20 protein-coding genes and 1 other annotated feature are annotated in these 18,120 nt (G+C 47.5%); of the genes, 18 read left to right on the forward strand and 2 right to left on the reverse strand.

Annotation, left to right across the window (positions count from 1 at the left end):
- Positions 1–200: 200 nt before the first annotated feature.
- From AM231_RS05670 to AM231_RS05725, 12 genes are all read left to right on the forward strand, one after another.
- The gene (locus tag AM231_RS05670) at positions 201–884 is read left to right on the forward strand and encodes a DUF2953 domain-containing protein (protein WP_054401638.1); all 684 of its coding nucleotides are present in this window, start codon (positions 201–203) and stop codon (positions 882–884) included.
- Complete coding sequence (gene ytfJ, locus AM231_RS05675) at positions 857–1,303, forward strand: GerW family sporulation protein (protein WP_054401639.1); 447 nt, start codon at positions 857–859, stop codon at positions 1,301–1,303. Before AM231_RS05670 ends, ytfJ begins: the two co-directional genes overlap by 28 nt.
- Before the next feature lie 118 nt (positions 1,304–1,421).
- On the forward strand, positions 1,422–2,603 hold the full coding sequence (locus AM231_RS05680) for a D-alanyl-D-alanine carboxypeptidase family protein (protein ID WP_207383531.1): 1,182 nt from the start codon (positions 1,422–1,424) through the stop codon (positions 2,601–2,603).
- A gap of 58 nt (positions 2,604–2,661) precedes the next feature.
- Positions 2,662–3,294, forward strand: a complete 633-nt coding sequence (locus AM231_RS05685) for a nucleoside recognition domain-containing protein (RefSeq protein WP_054401641.1) — start codon at positions 2,662–2,664, stop codon at positions 3,292–3,294.
- A 6-nt stretch (positions 3,295–3,300) separates the two neighbouring features.
- Positions 3,301–3,834 carry a spore maturation protein gene (locus tag AM231_RS05690; RefSeq protein WP_053488804.1) on the forward strand — a complete coding sequence of 178 codons (534 nt, stop codon included), beginning with the start codon at positions 3,301–3,303 and terminating at the stop codon, positions 3,832–3,834.
- 88 nt (positions 3,835–3,922) lie between these two features.
- Positions 3,923–4,261, forward strand: coding sequence for an N-acetylmuramoyl-L-alanine amidase (locus AM231_RS05695; protein ID WP_054401642.1), 339 nt, complete (start codon positions 3,923–3,925; stop codon positions 4,259–4,261).
- A 21-nt stretch (positions 4,262–4,282) separates the two neighbouring features.
- On the forward strand, positions 4,283–5,038 hold the full coding sequence (locus AM231_RS05700; protein WP_053488802.1) for a pseudouridine synthase: 756 nt from the start codon (positions 4,283–4,285) through the stop codon (positions 5,036–5,038).
- Between the two features lie 126 nt (positions 5,039–5,164).
- A complete protein-coding gene (locus tag AM231_RS05705) occupies positions 5,165–5,692 on the forward strand; it encodes a redoxin domain-containing protein (protein ID WP_053488801.1) in 528 nt (175 codons plus the stop codon).
- Positions 5,689–7,392 (forward strand): cytochrome c biogenesis protein ResB, encoded by a 1,704-nt coding sequence (locus tag AM231_RS05710; RefSeq protein ID WP_054401643.1) that lies wholly within the window; start codon positions 5,689–5,691, stop codon positions 7,390–7,392. Before AM231_RS05705 ends, AM231_RS05710 begins: the two co-directional genes overlap by 4 nt.
- Positions 7,379–8,632, forward strand: coding sequence for a c-type cytochrome biogenesis protein CcsB (gene ccsB, locus AM231_RS05715; RefSeq protein ID WP_053488799.1), 1,254 nt, complete (start codon positions 7,379–7,381; stop codon positions 8,630–8,632). Before AM231_RS05710 ends, ccsB begins: the two co-directional genes overlap by 14 nt.
- A gap of 97 nt (positions 8,633–8,729) precedes the next feature.
- Positions 8,730–9,446, forward strand: a complete 717-nt coding sequence (locus tag AM231_RS05720) for a response regulator transcription factor (protein ID WP_053488798.1) — start codon at positions 8,730–8,732, stop codon at positions 9,444–9,446.
- A 1-nt stretch (position 9,447) separates the two neighbouring features.
- A complete protein-coding gene (locus AM231_RS05725) occupies positions 9,448–10,881 on the forward strand; it encodes a HAMP domain-containing sensor histidine kinase (RefSeq protein ID WP_054401644.1) in 1,434 nt (477 codons plus the stop codon).
- Positions 10,882–11,006: 125 nt separating this feature from the next.
- On the opposite strand, the gene serA is transcribed toward AM231_RS05725, so the two are convergent.
- Complete coding sequence (serA, locus tag AM231_RS05730) at positions 11,007–12,599, reverse strand: phosphoglycerate dehydrogenase (RefSeq protein WP_054401645.1); 1,593 nt, start codon at positions 12,597–12,599, stop codon at positions 11,007–11,009.
- A gap of 174 nt (positions 12,600–12,773) precedes the next feature.
- Positions 12,774–13,003 (reverse strand) — a binding site (T-box leader).
- A gap of 223 nt (positions 13,004–13,226) precedes the next feature.
- Between serA and AM231_RS05735 the strand changes: the two genes are divergently transcribed.
- The 3 genes from AM231_RS05735 to AM231_RS05745 are packed head-to-tail and all read left to right on the forward strand — an operon-like array spanning position 13,227 to position 15,041.
- A complete protein-coding gene (locus tag AM231_RS05735) occupies positions 13,227–13,820 on the forward strand; it encodes a CPBP family intramembrane glutamic endopeptidase (protein WP_053488795.1) in 594 nt (197 codons plus the stop codon).
- The gene (locus AM231_RS05740) at positions 13,813–14,220 is read left to right on the forward strand and encodes a hypothetical protein (protein WP_053488794.1); all 408 of its coding nucleotides are present in this window, start codon (positions 13,813–13,815) and stop codon (positions 14,218–14,220) included. Before AM231_RS05735 ends, AM231_RS05740 begins: the two co-directional genes overlap by 8 nt.
- Before the next feature lie 8 nt (positions 14,221–14,228).
- Positions 14,229–15,041: a metallophosphoesterase gene (locus AM231_RS05745; RefSeq protein WP_242615187.1), complete on the forward strand. Its 813-nt coding sequence runs from the start codon at positions 14,229–14,231 to the stop codon at positions 15,039–15,041.
- Positions 15,042–15,101: 60 nt separating this feature from the next.
- On the opposite strand, the gene AM231_RS05750 is transcribed toward AM231_RS05745, so the two are convergent.
- On the reverse strand, positions 15,102–16,019 hold the full coding sequence (locus tag AM231_RS05750) for a polysaccharide deacetylase family protein (protein WP_054401647.1): 918 nt from the start codon (positions 16,017–16,019) through the stop codon (positions 15,102–15,104).
- Positions 16,020–16,112: 93 nt separating this feature from the next.
- On the opposite strand from AM231_RS05750, the gene AM231_RS05755 reads away from it, so the two are divergent.
- From AM231_RS05755 to prsW, 3 genes are all read left to right on the forward strand, one after another.
- Complete coding sequence (locus AM231_RS05755) at positions 16,113–16,472, forward strand: hypothetical protein (RefSeq protein ID WP_053488791.1); 360 nt, start codon at positions 16,113–16,115, stop codon at positions 16,470–16,472.
- Positions 16,473–16,672: 200 nt separating this feature from the next.
- Positions 16,673–17,284 carry a genetic competence negative regulator gene (locus AM231_RS05760; RefSeq protein ID WP_053488790.1) on the forward strand — a complete coding sequence of 204 codons (612 nt, stop codon included), beginning with the start codon at positions 16,673–16,675 and terminating at the stop codon, positions 17,282–17,284.
- Between the two features lie 57 nt (positions 17,285–17,341).
- On the forward strand, positions 17,342–18,037 hold the full coding sequence (gene prsW / locus AM231_RS05765) for a glutamic-type intramembrane protease PrsW (protein ID WP_053488789.1): 696 nt from the start codon (positions 17,342–17,344) through the stop codon (positions 18,035–18,037).
- Positions 18,038–18,120 lie beyond the last annotated feature (83 nt).

Consider the following 18,120-nt stretch of genomic DNA (forward strand, 5'->3'; position numbering starts at 1 on the left):
GTTTTTCCAACCCTGATTCCAGCTGACCCTTAAATTCCAAGGGTATAACTCCACCAAAGAAGACACATGCCAGTAATATTCAAATCACTGGTTTTAGAATTGCCTTTGAAACTTAAAGTCCCGCATCTTTTAGAGAAGGTTTTGCCATACTAAGCCAAGCGGATTACATTTTACTAAGCACGTTTCTTGGGGGTTACTTCGTGAGGATATGGATCTTACTGGCGGCTGGTCTGGTCGTGCTCCTCATCTTATTGCTGATCGTTGTGCTGAGCTCCAAGGTAACGATTAAGCTGGATGTGGTTCTAAAAAAAGATGAATATAAAGTATTGGCGGAAATCAAAATGATTTTCGGATTGATTACGCGCAAATATGCAGTCCCCTTTCACCTGGCGAACGGTGGGATCGAGTTTAAGAAGGAGACCGTTGCTGGAGACGGAGAACAAGGAACTACGCATGATTCAAAAGAGGAGAAGGCTTCTAGCAGAACGATCAGATTTAAGGATTACGGGCGGGCTATGCTTTCAACAAAAGGCTTCAAAAAATGGACGAGACAGACGATGGCGGCTGTTCATCTCATGGATATGCGCTGGTCAACCCGGATTGCGCTTGAGCATGCGGCCGATACGGCGGTAGCGACCGGGCTGCTGCATGGCATAAAGCATACGCTTCTGGGATGGATGTCGTATCGCCTGATCATGGAAGAGATGCCCCAAATCGATGTGGTGCCAATCTTTAACGGTCCTCCGCAAATTTCCACAGAGCTATATTGCATAGCGAAAATCTCCTGCGGTAAAGCTATGTATGCTGGACTGGTACTTATAGTTCGCGTGTTAAAGGTGAAAGGAGGAATTAGAACATGGCAGAACACCCTATTCAAGGCTTGATGCAAACCGCTCTGGAGAACATCAAGGGAATGGTGGACGTTAATACCATCGTAGGCGACCCAGTGAATACGCCTGACGGCAGCGTTATATTGCCTATCAGTAAAGTGGCGTTCGGGTTTGCAGCCGGCGGCAGCGATTACAACATCGAGGGTGGCGGCAGCCATCAGCATGCTGCTAACGGGGCACATGGCGGCGACCATAATCCCCTTCCTTTCGGTGGCGGCAGCGGGGGCGGCGTCTCCATTCGCCCGATTGCTTTCCTGGTCGTAGGCAAGGATGGCGTGCACATTGTGCCACTCGACAACCAAACCCATCTGTTTGAACGAATTATCGACGCAACCCCATTTTTGCTTGAGCAAATCCAGTCGATGTTTCAATCAGGCAGCAATGCGCCCGACAACAATACGTCTGCGTATTGATAGGAGCAAGCTGATCCCTTCCAGAGATGGAAGGGATTTTTGCTGTAATAATTGGACATACCTTCAGCGAAGAGGACATATACTTGTACAAGATTTCTGAACCCCGGAGGATAGAATAATGAAAATGAAGCGGACAAACTGCAAGTCGTTGGTATCTTTGGTAGTCTCCCTATGTCTATTGCTGGTGATGTATGTTCCCGTATATTCGGATCATGAGAGTGGACCGCCCAATCATGCCCAGGCAGCAGCGCTGATTGATGTTACTTCCGGGAGAATCCTGTACAGCAAGCAAGGGGATGAGAGATTAAGAATTGCCAGTTTGACCAAAATCATGACAGCTATCGTAGCCATTGAACACGGCAAGCTGGATGATCGCGTTAAAATTTCCAAGAATGCTTTTGCCAAAGAGGGCTCTTCGCTTTTCTTGAAGCTTGGAGAAGAGATGACGCTGGAAAATCTATTATATGGCCTTATGCTTCGTTCAGGGAACGATGCGGCAACCGCTATTGCCGAGCATGTCGGTGGTACGGAAGAAGGCTTCGTTATGTTGATGAACGAGAAGGCGATGGAACTAGGCCTGACAAATTCACATTTTATGAATCCCCATGGACTTGATCATGATGAACACTACTCTTCAGCGAACGATGTAGCTAAACTGACAGCTTACGCGCTCACTAACCCTATATTTAGCGAAATCGTCAAAACACCGACCAAGAAGGCACCCAATCCGAATGAGGCATGGGATTACAAATGGGATAACAAGAACAAGATGCTTCGGTTCTATGAAGGAGCTGACGGTGTCAAAACGGGTTATACCAAAAAAGCCTTTCGCTGTCTGGTCAGTTCGGCTACTCGAAACGGCCAGCAAATTGCGGCAGTAACGCTGAATGACGGCAATGATTGGAATGACCACTCCACGATGCTGGACTATGGATTTGCGAAATTCCCATTAAAGAAAGTGACGGAAAAAGGACAAAAGATCCAGGGCTATCCACTTGTTGCGGGCAGTACATTTACTTATGCGTTCGCCCATGACGAGGAGGCACAGCTGGTTAAAAGGCTGGTACTGTATAAGGCGGGATCACCGGATCTGTCGTTTGGACTTCGCGGTCATATTGAGCTGCTGCTCCAGAATGTCAGCATCGGCAAAATACCGGTCTATGAGGAGGGGAGCAAGCTTCCTGAAGCTCCAGAGTTTGTGCAGAAATCGAGAAGCGCATCGGCTCCTGTTGGTTCGTTGTCGTTATGGCAGGCTACGGGAGAAGTGCTGAGGCAGCTGTTCAGAGCCCACCATAATTAGTCTTCGCTAAAGAGATCCTGGATTCTCATGCAGCGGGGCACAAAACGGAGGCGAAGTGATGATTAATTTGATTTGGATGGGGATGATATTGGTTGGGTTTTGCTTTGCGGCATTTAATGGCAATATAGATAGCGTTACAAAGGCAGCTTTTGATGGAGCACAAACCGGAGTGACCGTCTCTTTCGGTTTAATCAGCATCCTGGTTTTTTGGCTAGGTATGATGAGGCTGGCGGAGGATGCCGGGCTGCTCGCAAAGGTTGCCAAGCTGCTGGGACCGGTTGTCCGCTTCCTGTTCCCTGATGTGCCTAAGAATCATCCTGCCATGGGATATATACTATCTAATATGAGCGCCAACTTGTTTGGCCTTGGCAATGCGGCAACCCCGATGGGAATCAAAGCGATGCAGGAGCTTCAGAAGCTGAACCCGGATAAGCATACGGCTTCGCCGGCAATGTGTACACTTCTGGCGTTAAATACCGCCAGCATTACGATAATACCGACAACGCTTATAGCAATCAGGCTGAATTATGAGTCTGCCAATCCTTCTGAAATTGTTGGGACAACGTTATTAGCAACAGCAATTGCAACGGCCGCAGCAATTATTGCAGACCGGTGGTATCGGAAGCAGACGATACGTCGTCAAATACGGTCGGATATTCGAACAGATCTGAACCCGGATGTGAAGGGGTGATAAACATTGCTGTCATGGATAAATCTCGTTTCAGCATGGTCTATTCCCATTATTATCGCTTTTATCCCTCTTTATGCTTATACGCGAAAAGTACCTGTATATGAGTCTTTTGTGGACGGAGCCAAGGATGGTTTCTCAACAGCGATCGGAATTATACCGCATTTGGTTGGGATGATGGTGGCCATCAGTGTTTTCCGCTCTTCCGGGGCGCTGGAGTTTTTTGTTGGTTGGACGGGATCCTTCCTTCAAACCTTGGGGGTGCCTAGCGAGATATTACCGTTGGGAATACTAAGGCCGCTGACCGGGACGGGCTCACTTGCTTACACGACCGAACTGATCCGGGCATATGGTCCGGATTCGATGATCGGACGAATGGCATCAACCATCCAGGGAAGCACAGACACGACCTTGTATGTGCTGACCGTTTATTTCGGAGCTGTTGGCATTCGAAATGGCCGGTATGCGCTGAAGGTAGGATTGTTCTCCGATTTGGTAGGTTTTATCGCGGCGATTGCCGTCTGTTTACTGGTTTTCGGTTAATCGGTAGTCAACCGTCAGCATTTGCCTATACCCTTGGTTCCACTCCATCATATACTGCTGCAATGAAAATTGTGGGAGGGGTGATGAAATGGAAATCGAGGGTTTTGTTATTCATCATACCGCATGCATAGAGAAACACCAGAACTATGACTTTATTATTCATGCGGACGGTTCGGTCACCGCCTCTTCGATATCTGTCCAGCCAGGACAGATTCATATTTGCCTGGAAGGCGACTTCAATATCGGCTACGCCGCCATGAGCCTGGACCAGAAAACCCAGCTGTTTATCGCCAGCAAAGTGATAATGGAGCTGTCCAGACTCCATGATATATCCCCGCTATACCTATTTCCGCACACAGACGACTGCCCTGGCTCATATTTTCCTTGGAACTCGCTTGTGATTTATCCTGTCGATGGTTATCATTAGGAATGAGGTGACCTAAAGAACATGGAGAGATTACAGAAGATAATGGCACAGGCCGGAGTTGCTTCCCGCCGCAAGTGCGAGGAATTGATTCTTGAAGGCAAGGTGCAGGTAAACGGAGAGACCGTTACCGAGCTCGGCACGAAGGCCGATCCAGCCCAAGATGTCATTACGGTTTCAGGCAAACCGATTAAGAACGAAAAAAAGGTATATATCATGCTCAATAAGCCGAAGGGAGTCATTACAAGTGCTTCCGATCCCGAAGGCCGAAAAATTGTATCCGATTATCTTAAAGGCATTAAAGAGCGGGTCTATCCGATTGGACGATTGGATTACGACACGGAGGGTCTGCTGCTGCTAACCAATGACGGCGAGTTTGCGAATCTGCTCAGTCACCCTAAATATCATGTGCCCAAGACATACTTGGCTACCGTGAAAGGGGTGCCTCATGGCACCGAACTGGACAAGCTGCGTCAAGGGATTATGCTGGAAGACGGTATGACATCACCTGCTGAAGTGGAGTATAAGGATGTCGATCCCGATAATAAACAATCCGTTATTTCGATTACCATTCATGAAGGACGCAACCGTCAAGTGAGAAGAATGTTTGAAGCGATCTCCCATCCGGTTGTGCGTCTGAAGCGAATATCGTACGGAGATTTGCTCCTTCAGAATTTAAAAAGGGGTCTATATCGCCATTTGACGCCAAATGAAATCAATCAGCTGCTGCAGATGGCGAAATCCGCGAAACCGGCCGGAAAATCAAAGAGAAAACGCTAAACCCGACACATAATATTCAAATTGGCGAGCGGCGTTTATGACAAATTTCGTTATAATTGTTCATAGGATGTTCACACCCGCGGGGTACGTTTATGATGATTGTCATAGAAAGGAAGCTGCTGCAATATGGGCAAATCGAAGAAAAATATACAAATCGTGATTCTGCTTGCCATCGTGTTGATTGGAGTATACGCCGTTGCCACGGTTGTATTCGGCTCTGACAAGGTACCTAAAGTGGGTCAGAAGGCAGCGGATTTTGAACTTCTAGGCATGGATGGTAACGTACATACCATGAGTGATTATGAAGGTAAGGCCAGGGTGATCAATTTCTGGGGAACCTACTGTCCGCCATGCGTGCGTGAAATGCCGGCTCTTCAGTCCCAGTGGGAAAAATGGAGCAGCCAAGGCGTTGAGATCATCGGGATTAACGTAGGGGAGAACAAAGTGACAGTAGAGAATTTTGTTGCCCAGACCGGTGTGAAATTCCCCATATTGATGGATCCTAAACGGAATGCTGTTGCCAGCTTCGGGGTAGGTCCCATGCCAACCACCTTCTTCGTTACTGCCTCTGGCAAGATTGACCATATACGTATAGGCGAACTGGATTTGAACACCCTGGACAAACAAATTGAACAGTTGGTGAATGCGAAATGAGTCAAGGTTCCAAGCCTTTGATCCAGAACACGAAATGTGATTGTGGACACCAGAATCCCACGGGAACCGTTCTATGTGAGGCTTGCGGCAAGCCGCTTACCGAGGAGGCTGAAGCGCAGCCTGTTTTAGAAATGCGCTACGATGGGGTTGCCCGCCGGTCACAGAAAGCAAATCCCGGGGTTATTGACCTAGTATGGAATTTCTTTTCCTCGGTAAAAGTAGCAATATATCTGATATTGTTCACGTTGATCGGTTCCTCGTTAGGGACGATTTTTCCTCAGGAGAGCACGTTCCTAAACATTGATCCCTCGGTTTATTACAAAGAGGAGTACGGACAGCTCGGGCATATTTATTACTTGCTTGGCCTGTCACATACATACACATCCTGGTGGTTTGTGCTGCTGCTCGTCATGATTGGCGCATCGCTTGTCATATGCAGTCTTGACCGTGTGCTGCCTCTCTACAAGGCGCTGAGCCGGCAGCGGATTCCGAAACATATGTCTTTTCTTACCCGCCAAAAGGTTGTTTATCAAGGGCCAGTCGAAGAGGGCGGAATAGAGTGGGTTGAACGCGTTAAGCCAATCATCAAGAAAAAAGGGTACCGCGTGCGCACAGACGGAGGGACTTTATTGGCGGAGAAGCAGCGCTTCAGCCGCTGGGGGCCCTATGTTCTGCATATCGGTCTGATCGTATTCCTTCTGGCGGTACTCGGACGGAATCTTCCAGGGCTGTATATGGACGAGCATGTGGCATTTCCGCAAGGTGAGCCGGTGCATATCAAGAACACCAGTTATTACTTGCTGAACGATGGATTTAAGGTTGAATTCTATACCGAAGATGATATGCCTGAAGAATTCAAAGGCAAAAATAAAGTGCTGCCAAAAGAATTCCAAACGCAGGCTGTACTGTACATGTGTGAGGCCAATTGCGACGACTTGGATAAGGACCCTGAGCTTGTGGAAGTAACACGTCATAACATTGAGGTGAATCATCCGCTCAACTACAAAGGGTTAAAGGCATACCAATTCGATTATGATCTGACCCCCATTCTCCGTTCGGTTTCGCCCGTGCTGGTTAACAGCAAGAGCGGCAAAGAATACGGCAAGATTACATTGTCGATCAATGATCCCCAGAGAAAGTACCAAGCGGGAGAGTATACGTTAACGCTGACCCAAACCTATACTGATTTTGGACTTGGCGATAACGGTAAACCGGTAAACCTGTCACCGAACCCGAATGCGCCTGCATTCTTATTTCTGATTGAAGGGCCTGATTTGCCGAAGGAAGGCATCCAATACTTTTACTTCCCGAAACAGATCGACAAGGAACGATTCAACCAGGAAGCGATTAATGCGCAGCTGGCAGGTGGGGAAGAACTTGTATCACTGGATGTGCTCAGCATGGACGATGTAGACTTTGCAGAATCGACGACGTATTTGAATATTCGTGTGGATAAAGCCATGCCGTTCATATGGGTAGGTTGTTTCATAGGCATGATCGGGTTGATTATGGGCTTTTACTTCACCCATCGCCGAATCTGGCTTCGTATTGATGACGGCATCTTGACTCTGGGCGCCCATACGAATAAAAACTGGTTTGGGCTTCGTAAGGAGATCTCTGCAATATTCAAGGGAATGAATATGGAGGTTGACGAGAAGTCATTGGAGAATAACAGGGGGAATAAGCATGAATCTAATTGATTTTAGTGGCGACGCGTTTGTCGTAGCCTTTGCCTTGTATTGTGCAGCGTTTATCCTGTATGCACTTGCCGTAATGGGAAGAAGATTCCGCAAGCGGGACCCGGAAACCCATTTGGCAAAATGGGGCAAGATTGCGTTTGTGACGGCAACGATCGGCTTGATCGGGCATCTGGTGTACTTCTTCACAAGATGGGCGGGCTCAGGTCATGTGCCTGTAAGCAATATGTACGAGTTCATGTCCTTCTTGTCGATGGCAATCATGATTGCCTTTCTTGTACTCTATTTTATTTACAAAAAGTCACTGCTTGGTCTGTTTGCACTGCCGCTGGCAATTCTGATTATGGCCTATGCAGCCGTGTTCCCGCAGCAGGTTCAACCGCTGATTCCATCTCTTCAGTCTTATTGGCTGGGCATTCACGTTACGCTCGCAGCATTGGGTGATGCATTTTTTGCCATCGGTTTCATAGCCGGTTTGATGCACCTTCTCCGTACTGTTAACTTTAGCCGAACTGACAAGGCTTCGCGCAGAGAGCAGCTCTGGCTTGAACTGTGCATGTTTGCCATCGTTATTTTGATCGGATTCATAGTGTCGGTATACGGCTTCCGTACGAGTGGTTATCAGGCTGAATTTAATCAGACATTGGTTGACCCGAAGACAGAAAATAGTACAATAGTAAAAGTGGAATACAACATGCCTCCACTTGTTGCGCCTTACAAGAGCGAGACGGAGAGCATGCAATCCTTCTTGGGAATGAAATCTCCTCTCATGGAAGCTCCATCTTGGATGCACGGAGTAAATGCAGGACGCAAGCTGAATACAGTCATTTGGTCTCTGCTCACCGGAGTGATTCTGTATGGACTGCTCCGCCTGATTCTGCGCAAGCCGCTGGCGAAATTCATTCAGCCTGCGCTTAACCGACTGGATCCGGATGATTTGGATGAGATTAGTTACCGAGCCATTGCGATTGGTTTCCCGGTATTTACGCTTGGCGGGCTCATATTCGCCATGATCTGGGCAGAAATTGCCTGGGGCCGGTTCTGGGGATGGGACCCGAAGGAAGTATGGGCGCTTATTACATGGCTGTTCTACAGCGTGTATCTCCATCTTCGGCTGTCACGTGGCTGGCAGGGTAAATACTCTTCCTGGCTGTCCGTTATCGGCTTTATCGTAGTCATGTTTACGCTGGTTGGCGTCAACCTGATTATCGCGGGTCTGCATTCTTACGCCGGAACCGATTAATCGAACATAATAGCAATGAATAATATCAGAAGGGCCCTTTCTTAATTAAGAGGGCCACTTCTGGTTTTCCCTATCATTCATAAGGAGTTGGCTGCCAATGTCAGAACACGGAAATCGTATTCTCGTTGTTGATGATGAAGAACGGATTCGCCGATTGTTGAAAATGTATTTGGAGAAAGAAGGCTATGAAATCGAAGAGGCAGAGGACGGTGAGACCGCCCTGCGTAAAGCAAGCTCGGAAGATTACGGACTCGTTATTTTGGATGTCATGCTGCCTGGAATGGACGGGGTCGAAGTATGCACTCGTCTTCGTCAGGTGAAGTCTACACCGATTCTGATGCTGACTGCCAAAGGCGAAGAGATCAACCGGGTTCAGGGATTTGAAGTGGGAGCGGATGATTATGTAGTTAAGCCGTTCAGTCCGCGCGAGGTGATCTTCCGGGTGAAGGCTATATTGCGCCGCTCATCGGCTACTGCCTATCTGACCAAAGAATCAAATCCTAGCAACAGCATCGTATTCCCTCATTTGGTCATTGAGCATGATGCTCACCGCGTAACAGCGGGCGGACATGAGATCAGCCTGACGCCGAAGGAGTACGAGCTATTACACTATCTGGCCTCCTCGCCAGACAAAGTGTTTTCTCGCGAAGAACTGCTTAAAGATGTATGGAATTATGAATTTTTCGGTGATCTGCGCACTGTTGATACCCATGTGAAACGGCTTCGTGAAAAGTTGAACAAAGTTTCCTTGGAATCTGCTGCGATGATCACGACTGTATGGGGAGTAGGTTATAAGCTGGAGGTCCCGAAGTAACGTGAGTTTCTGGAGGTCACTCGTCGGCAAGCTTTGGATTACGATAACTTGTTTGGTCGCGTGCGTGCTGCTGACGCTCGGATTATTTCTGCTCCCTTATATTGATACGACGTTTGCAAATTCAGATGCGATCAAGCGATTATTCACGTATGTGGCCATTATTGGTTTTTCAATGACTACTTTCTTCGGCTTGTTCCTGTTAACGAAGATTACGCAGCCGATGCAGCAGCTCATTGAGGCGGCTAATGACATTCGTAAGGGGAAATACGGGACTCGATTGAATCTTGTAACCAGTGATGAGATCGGCGAACTGGCAAATACGTTTAATCATATGGCAGCAGAGCTCGAATCGAACATTCGTAATTTGAACCATGAGAAGGAGCATTTGTCTAGTGTGCTGAGAAGCATGAGTGATGCCGTTATTACCTTCGATAACCATGGTCAGGTCATTTTGGCGAACCCGCCGGGACAGGATATTATGAAGACCTGGAAAGGACTGCAATGGGACGATGAGCTGCAGGGCGGAGGCTGGGCAGCCGATGTTATGCCAAAACCGTTAAGTGAGCTATACTATGCCACTGTAGATGAAGGTAAAGACAAGAGTGCCGACCTGCATGTCAACCAGGGGATTTGGTCAGCCCACATGGCGCCTTTATCTTCGGATGATACGATTCGGGGCGCTGTTGTGGTGCTGAGAGATATTACCGAGCAGGTGAAGCTGGAGAAGATGCGTACAGATTTCATTGCGAATGTGTCGCATGAAATTCGAACGCCGTTGTCTATGATGCAAGGCTATAGCGAAGCACTGCTTGACGGAATGGCGGCTTCGCCTGAAGAGAGCCGAGAGCTCATCCAGGTGATCCATGAAGAGTCTCTACGCATGGGACGGCTGGTAAAAGATTTGCTTGATTTAACCCGCATGGAGGCCGGACATTCGGAATTATCGCTTGGAAAGATGGATGCTGGTGAATTATGCGAACGGGTATACCGGAAGTTTACGGTTCGTGCCAAGGAGCGCCATATTGATCTTCAACTGAACAAGCTAAATTCGAACCTTCAACTTGAAGCAGCCGACGAAGACAAGCTGGAGCAGGTGTTGACCAATTTGCTCGATAATGCTTTTCGTCATACGCCTTCGGACAAGCAAATTCAGATTATTGCTGATCGGATCCGCCAATCGAATACCGAAGCTCTCCAGGTGAAGATCTGCGACCAGGGGATCGGAATTCCACCTGAGGATCTGCCTTTTGTGTTTGAGAGGTTCTACAAGGCCGATAAGGCACGTGTACGGGGTGAGACAGTGGGAACAGGAATAGGACTCGCCATCGTGCAGAATATTGTGAATGCTCATCATGGCACGATTACTGCAACGAGTGAAGTGGGAAAAGGAACCGTGTTTACGTTGACCATTCCTGCAAAAGCGCCAGAATCTTAGAGCATCTTCGCATATAAGACAAAACACGCTCCCTGGGAGCGTGTTTTTTTGTTGAAATGAAGGGGTTAATCTTGTTCTACGTGGAACAATGATTAACCCCTTTACGAATGATTTAGTCCAATATGTTAGCCCATAGCGATTTGTTGTGCGGTGTTCAGGTCTGACAGACCGGTAAGCTTGATTAATACGTCCTTAGGAACGTTCTTGTCGACCGTGAGGAGCATGATCGCCTCTCCGCCGATGACCTTGCGTCCAACCTGCATGGAGGCGATATTAACATCGTTCTCGCCAAGCAGGGTACCAACACGCCCGATAAGCCCTGGTTTGTCATTATGGGAGATCAGAATCAGATGACCTTCCGGAGAAATATCGACTGGGAACTTGTCAAGACGGACAATGCGCTCTCCATAACCGAGCAGAAGTGTGCCAGCGACAATTCGCTCCATACCGTTTTGCGTTTTGAGTGTAACAGTAACCAGGTTGGTGAAGTCCTTGGTTTTCGGTGTCTGGGTAACAACCACATGCAAGTCACGGCTTTTTGCGAGATGCATGGAGTTGACAATGTTCACTTCACTTCCAAGGTGGCGTTCGAGAACTCCCTTGACGATGTATCGGGTCAGGGCCTGCGTATCGACTTCAGCCAGCTCACCGGCATAGTCCAGATGAATCTCTTTTACCGCATGTGCGGTGATCTGGGCTGCTACACTGCCCAGTTTCTCGCCGAGGGAGAAATAAGGCTGGAGCTTGTTCATGACACTCGCCGCTACAAGCGGGAAGTTGACAGCATTCTTAAACGGCTCGTTCCGTAGAATGTGAAGCACTTGTTCCGACACATCGATTGCCACATTCTCTTGCGCTTCAACAGTAGATGCACCCAAATGCGGAGTTACGATGACTTTTGGATGACTCAGGAACGGATGATCACTTTCAGGTGGCTCATGCTCGAAAACGTCAAATGCAGCGCCTGCTACAATACCTTCATCAATGGCTTCCACGAGCGCGAGTTCGTCGATAATGCCACCGCGGGCGCAGTTCACGATCCGCATGCCGCGTTTCATGACTTCAAATTGTGGTCTGGCGATCATATGACGCGTCTCCGGCGTAAGCGGAGTATGAACGGTAATAAAGTCTGCATTGCGGATAATATGATCCACGGAAGAGAGCTTCACGCCGAGCTTGTCTGCACGTTCCTCCGTTAAGAAGGGATCGAAAGCCAGAATACTCATACCGAATGCTTTGGCGCGTTTGGCCACTTCGGTGCCGATTCGTCCCATACCCATAACGCCGAGCGTCTTGTTACGAAGTTCAACACCAAGGAAAGATTTTCGGTCCCATGTTCCGCTTACCGTTTTGGCATAGGCCTGAGGGATGTGGCGGGCGAGGGCAATCATCATGGCAAATGTATGCTCTGCAGTTGTAATCGTATTCCCGTCAGGGGCATTAATGACGACGATACCGAGCTTGGTTGCTGCCTCAAGATCAATGTTGTCAACACCAACGCCAGCCCGGCCAACCACCTTGAGGTTCGTGCCTGCTTTCATAATGCGTTCTGTAACACGGGTCTGACTGCGTACGAGGAGACCGTCGTATTCACCGATAATGGCAGTGAGCTCATCTTCGCTAAGCCCGGTTTTTTTGTCTACCTGCACATCGGTAGCATCCATTAACTGCTGGATCCCTAAATCACTGATCGGATCTGATACCAATACTTTAAACATGGTTTTCTCTTCCTCCTTAACATTTCTCTGTAAATGTGGTACTGCATATTGTATAAGGAACACGCTTTTAAGCGCAGTCCGTTAAACACATAAGAGGACTATGAATAGCTGACGCGTTGTCGTGGCAAAGGATGTAAAATATAAAAAACTCCCAATCCGCATACTACCTCCGTAGTAAGGGACGAGAGTTATTCGTGGTGCCACCCTTATTCGCTGCTGTCTTGCGCAGCCTCAAGCGGTCTGTTCAGACCATGATTGGTAACGGATATCATCCGATTTACGCCTACTATATACTTCAGCGAAATATCTCAGGAACGCTTAAGATTACTTTCTCGCCACCGATTTGCACCAACCATCGGCTCTCTGAGGGCGTTACAGCATCTTTTTTCCGTCATCGGTTTCACAGATTAATTTTTTCATAATGTATCATGGCTTCTAACATTGTGTCAATAGGTGAATCATTTGTTCATAGATTGGTAGGCAAGGGAAGAAACCGCGGAAACCGCGGATAGCTTGAACATCATGCTGTTAATTTGCTATGATGCATATGCCCGCCTATTTCATTGAATCATTTACAAAACATTATGATATATTTAAAAATCAGAATGAAAGACAGGCCCATCTTCTATGAAAAAATTTAAAATACGTGTAAAAAGAATTGAAGCGCATCAATTAAACGACCGGCTGCTCTTAATTAATCTGTATCTTACACAGGCATTGACGCTCATTACGGGATTGATCTGGATTTTATTTCAGAAGAGGAATCCCTTTGGGCTGTTCGTCATCCCTCAAGATATTGAGTTCGTTTACTGGGGGCTGGGTCTTGCTGGAACCATGCTGGTTGTGGATTTTGTTTTATCCCGGTTTGTGTCGGAAGACAGTATGGATGATGGTGGAATTAACGAAATGTTATTCCGAAAAAGGCCGGTATGGCATATATTTGTGATCGCTCTGATGGTATCCATCTGTGAAGAACTCTTGTTTCGCGGAGCGATTCAACATGCCTTCGGCCCCTATTGGACAAGTATATTGTTTGCACTTATCCATGTCAGATATTTAAAGCATTGGTTACCTACAGGTTGGGTGTTTCTGAGCAGTTATGGTTTGGGGTACGTATATATTCATACAGGCACCATTTGGGCACCCATCTTGTGTCATTTTCTGATCGATTTCATATCAGGAATGTTGATTCGGTTTCGGAGGAAAGAGGAGAATGAGTGAGCTTAGCAGAATGCAGAGACACCAGAGCCGTAATAAAGGCCGGAAAAACAAGACATCGGCTCAGTCACAAAAAGGTAAGACAACGAAGGTAGGACAAGAAGAGGAAACATGGGGTCATCCTACATCTTCCAACTCTGCGAGAGCAGGGATGAAACGGACGCAAAGCAGTGCTGCAACCGAAGGGTTGAGCCGCTCCAGATCGTCAAGATCAGCGCGGGCCACAATGGAAGAAGAATTGGCACCCAAACGAACGAATACATATTCCTCTTATCGCGTAAGAATGAGCAAATGGTTTGTGAACTCATTGATTATCGTCTTCATATTATTAATGGCAGCACTATTATGGTGGGGACTTATCGGAGCGCCTCCATTGAGCGAGTTACTTAAGGAGATATTATGAGTGTGCTGATGTGGTTAGCATGTGCTGCGGCTGTCGGAGCAGGCGCTATTGGGTGGATGAGTGCGGAGGCGCATGGCTACCGGATGCGTGAACAGGAAGTTATATCAGATCGTCTTCCGCAGTCGTTTGACGGGTATCGAATATTATTTATTACCGATATACACCGTAGAAAGTTATCAGAAGCCAAGCTAACCTCTCATCTATCCGGGGTTGATTGTGTGCTTGTCGGCGGGGACATTACGGAAAAGGGTGTGCCCTTTGAGCGGTTAAGACATAATATGTCGGTGCTAGTGCGTATCGCTCCGGTGTATGCTGTTCTAGGGAATCATGATCTGTTTGCAGGCAAAGATGCGGTGCGCAAAGTATTGCGAGAGACCGGAGTCACGCTGTTGAACGATAAAACTATCACCCTGCAGCATCAGGAAGAGCGAATTGTCTTAAGCGGAGTTAGACAACCGGCAAGCAGGCAGCACCCGTATACCCAATTTCGGGGAAAAGCACATGAGGAAGATTTTCATATTATTCTGGTGCATGATCCGATCTGGGTCAAGGGAAGGCAGGAAGTGCATGCGGATCTCTTGCTGGCAGGTCATACCCACGGAGGACAGATTGTTCTGCCTATAGCCGGTGCTATGCGCCTGGCGCGTTTCTACAAGAAGTTCAAATCCGGCTGGTATACGCTGCCTAGAACAGCTGCAGAAATCAAGCCTTCTTCCCAGATGCTGATAAGCCGCGGATTTGGCACGTCTCATATCCCGCTGCGCCTGCAATGCCCATGTGAATATCATTTGCTTACACTGCGCAAGCGCAAAAAACCATAACGATCGTCGAGGGAATGACGAAGAATTATGGTTTTTGCAGTTTTTATATTATGTTTGGACTTATCTCATTTTTGGCTCAATCAGCTGCGGATCGACGAAGCCGTATCCTTTGGCTTCCAGCTTGGTCAACAGCTCATCAAGTGCTTCAACGGTCCATGGAAGCTCATGCATAAGAATGTTGCTACCGGGATGAAGCTGTTCCAGAACATTTTTGACGACTTCATCGGGTTTATCCTTGTTCTTGCCTTCCCAATCCAAGGAGCCGTTGGACCAGGTCATAAACAACAGGTCATGTTCCGCGGCGATTTCCTTGACCGTATCTCCTCCAGAACCGAATGGAGGGCGGAAGAACCTTGGTTCCGAACCGGTTGCTTCCTTAACGATTTCCTGCACGTCCCCGATCTGCTCCTTAACCTTCTGTTTGCTCTCCTTTTTGAGGTCGATATGATCCCAGGAATGATTGCCAATGAATTGATCGCGATCGTGAATGAGTTTCAATAGCTCAGGATGAGCTTTTGCACGATACCCGTTAACGAAGAAGATAGCCTTGGCATTATGTTTATCGAGTGTATCAATCAATTGATTGATCATACCCTCATCTTTAGGTCCGTCATCAAAAGTAAGCAGCACCACTTTGTCAGGAATGGACTCATCGTTAGGTACGATTCGGTATACCTTGTTCATGTGGTACTTCGGTTCTATTGGTGCTGTAACATCGGTGCTTTTTTCGGGGTCCTCCGAAGTGCCTTCATCCGTCGCCTCTGTATCCGGGACGGCCTCTGGGTCCACTTCTTCCGTCTGTTCAACCGGTGGCTCGGAGACTTGTCCGGAAACTTGATTCTGTTGCGTTGCGGGCTGTTGCGCTGCGGGTACATTACCGCCTTCTGTGGCTGTACCTTGCTTATCTGCTCCGTTATTTCCACAGGCACTAAGCATGAGGCAGCAAGCCAACAAAAGGACTGTTCGTTTTCTAACCATGATTCCATCTCACTTTCCTGTATTTATGTAGCATGAGTTGTGGGCGGTGCGAGAACAATAATCTCGAGTTTACCATAGAAGGAGGTATCATGTATGAAGACTTCGTCATTTTTATGTGGTGTCATACTCGGTGCGGTAGCTTCCCGAGTGATCTCCCGTAAAAACAACATGTCGATTTCATCGATGATGAAAAATACAAATCTCGGCCAATTTGCCGATACCGCAATCAGCAAAATTCAAGGCACGAAAAGCCAGTATTCCGGCTCCAGCCAAGAAAGCATGGGCCAACATGACATCAACCGCACTACGGGTGTATCGGGGGTACAGACTTCGACCCATACGAAATCTGCCAACCTGAAACAAGTCAAGGATTTCATCCGCAATAACCCGGAAGTGAAATCCGAAGTCGAACAGATTTTAAAAGAGACTCACACCGTCATACCGGGTTTGTAAACGGCAAGAACCTTTTTGAATCATTCTCGGGGAACGACTTCTCTGGTCCCTGGAATGATTCTTTTTTCTTCTGCTACATATTTACGTGCATTTGTGGGTATTAAATGATAAAATCAATTATATAAAACCATTTTTATCACGTCATAATCCAGACATCATAATTTGTTATAAACTTTTGTTTACGTAAGGAGGATCCTGTCATGAAAATAGAGCGTTTGAGTCAAGATAAGATACGGATTTTCCTCACGTTTGACGATCTGAGTGAGCGAGGGATCCAGAAGGAAGAGATGTGGCAGGAAATACCGAAAGTTTATGACCTGTTTACGGAGATGATGGATCAGGCATACAGTGAACTCGGGTTTGATGCCACCGGACCTCTTGCCGTTGAGGTATTTGCACTGCCTGCCCAAGGCATGGTGGTTATTGTGACGAGAGGGAAATACGATCATCATTTCGGCGGCCTGTCCGAAGAAGATATGCCGGACGAGATCTATGAAATGGAGTTAACGCTGGATCAAAGTGATACAATCGTCTATGTTTTTCAAGATTTTGAAGTGCTCATTGAAGCATCACATATGTTGAAGGACCTAGTAGGCGGAGCAGGTAAGCTCTATCACTATATGGATAAATGGTTTTTGTACTTCGACCCTGAGGAATTAAACAGCGAGAAGCTGCCGGCGGTAATTGCCATGCTCGCAGAATTCGGAGAATCATCCTCAGTAACGGAGGCTATGCTGGAGGAATACGGGAAGAAAGTAATGCCTCAGCAAGCGGTTGAGGTGATCTGTACACACTTCCAGCGTCAGCAATAATGGATGTGGGCGTGCGCGCCGGACTCTAGGCCGCAGCGGATGGAAGGGGATTTTTTAGTGCTTGTGTTCTCGGTAATTGCGTCAGCTTTGGCGCCGGGACTCGCATTGCTCACATATTTCTACCTGAAAGACAGGTATGATCAAGAACCCCTGCACATGGTAATCAAAGTATTCATGTTAGGGGTTCTGATCGTTTTCCCGGTGATGATCTTGCAGCGGGGAATGATGCTGTGGCTAGGCGATAATCCTGTAGTCAACTCTCTGTTCGTTTCCGCGGGCGTAGAGGAATTTTTGAAATGGTTTGTGATGTATCATATTATTTTTAACCATACGGAATTTGACGAGCCGTATGACGGCATCCTGTATGCTGTGGCGATATCGTTAGGTTTCGCAACGGTGGAGAATTTGATTTATTCCTGGTACAGTCAGGCTGCTTTTGGTCCCATGCTCTTGCGCGCATTGCTGCCGGTATCAGGTCATGCAATGTTCGGTGTCATAATGGGTTACTACATGGGGCACGCCAGATTTACGGAAGGGAAAAGGAGACGTTTCTTTCTCGCTTTGTCCCTCATGCTGCCTTGGATGTGGCATGGTCTCTACGATGTTATACTGAATTTATTCACCCACACATGGTTATGGTTTATTGTTCCGCTTATGGTACTGCTATGGTATGGCGGCATGGGCAAAATTACAAGGGCCAACAACCGCTCTCCCTTTCGTTTAATCCAGCGGGAGGAAGAGGTTAATACGTGACAAATAAGGGCACACTTCATTCTATAGAGCCTGGCTGGCAGCCGGGTATTATAGAAAAGGAGGTGTCCTTTGTTGCGTATAAA

Source organism: Paenibacillus solani (genome assembly GCF_001277345.1).
GTDB classification, from domain to species: Bacteria; Bacillota; Bacilli; order Paenibacillales; family Paenibacillaceae; genus Paenibacillus_AQ; species Paenibacillus_AQ solani.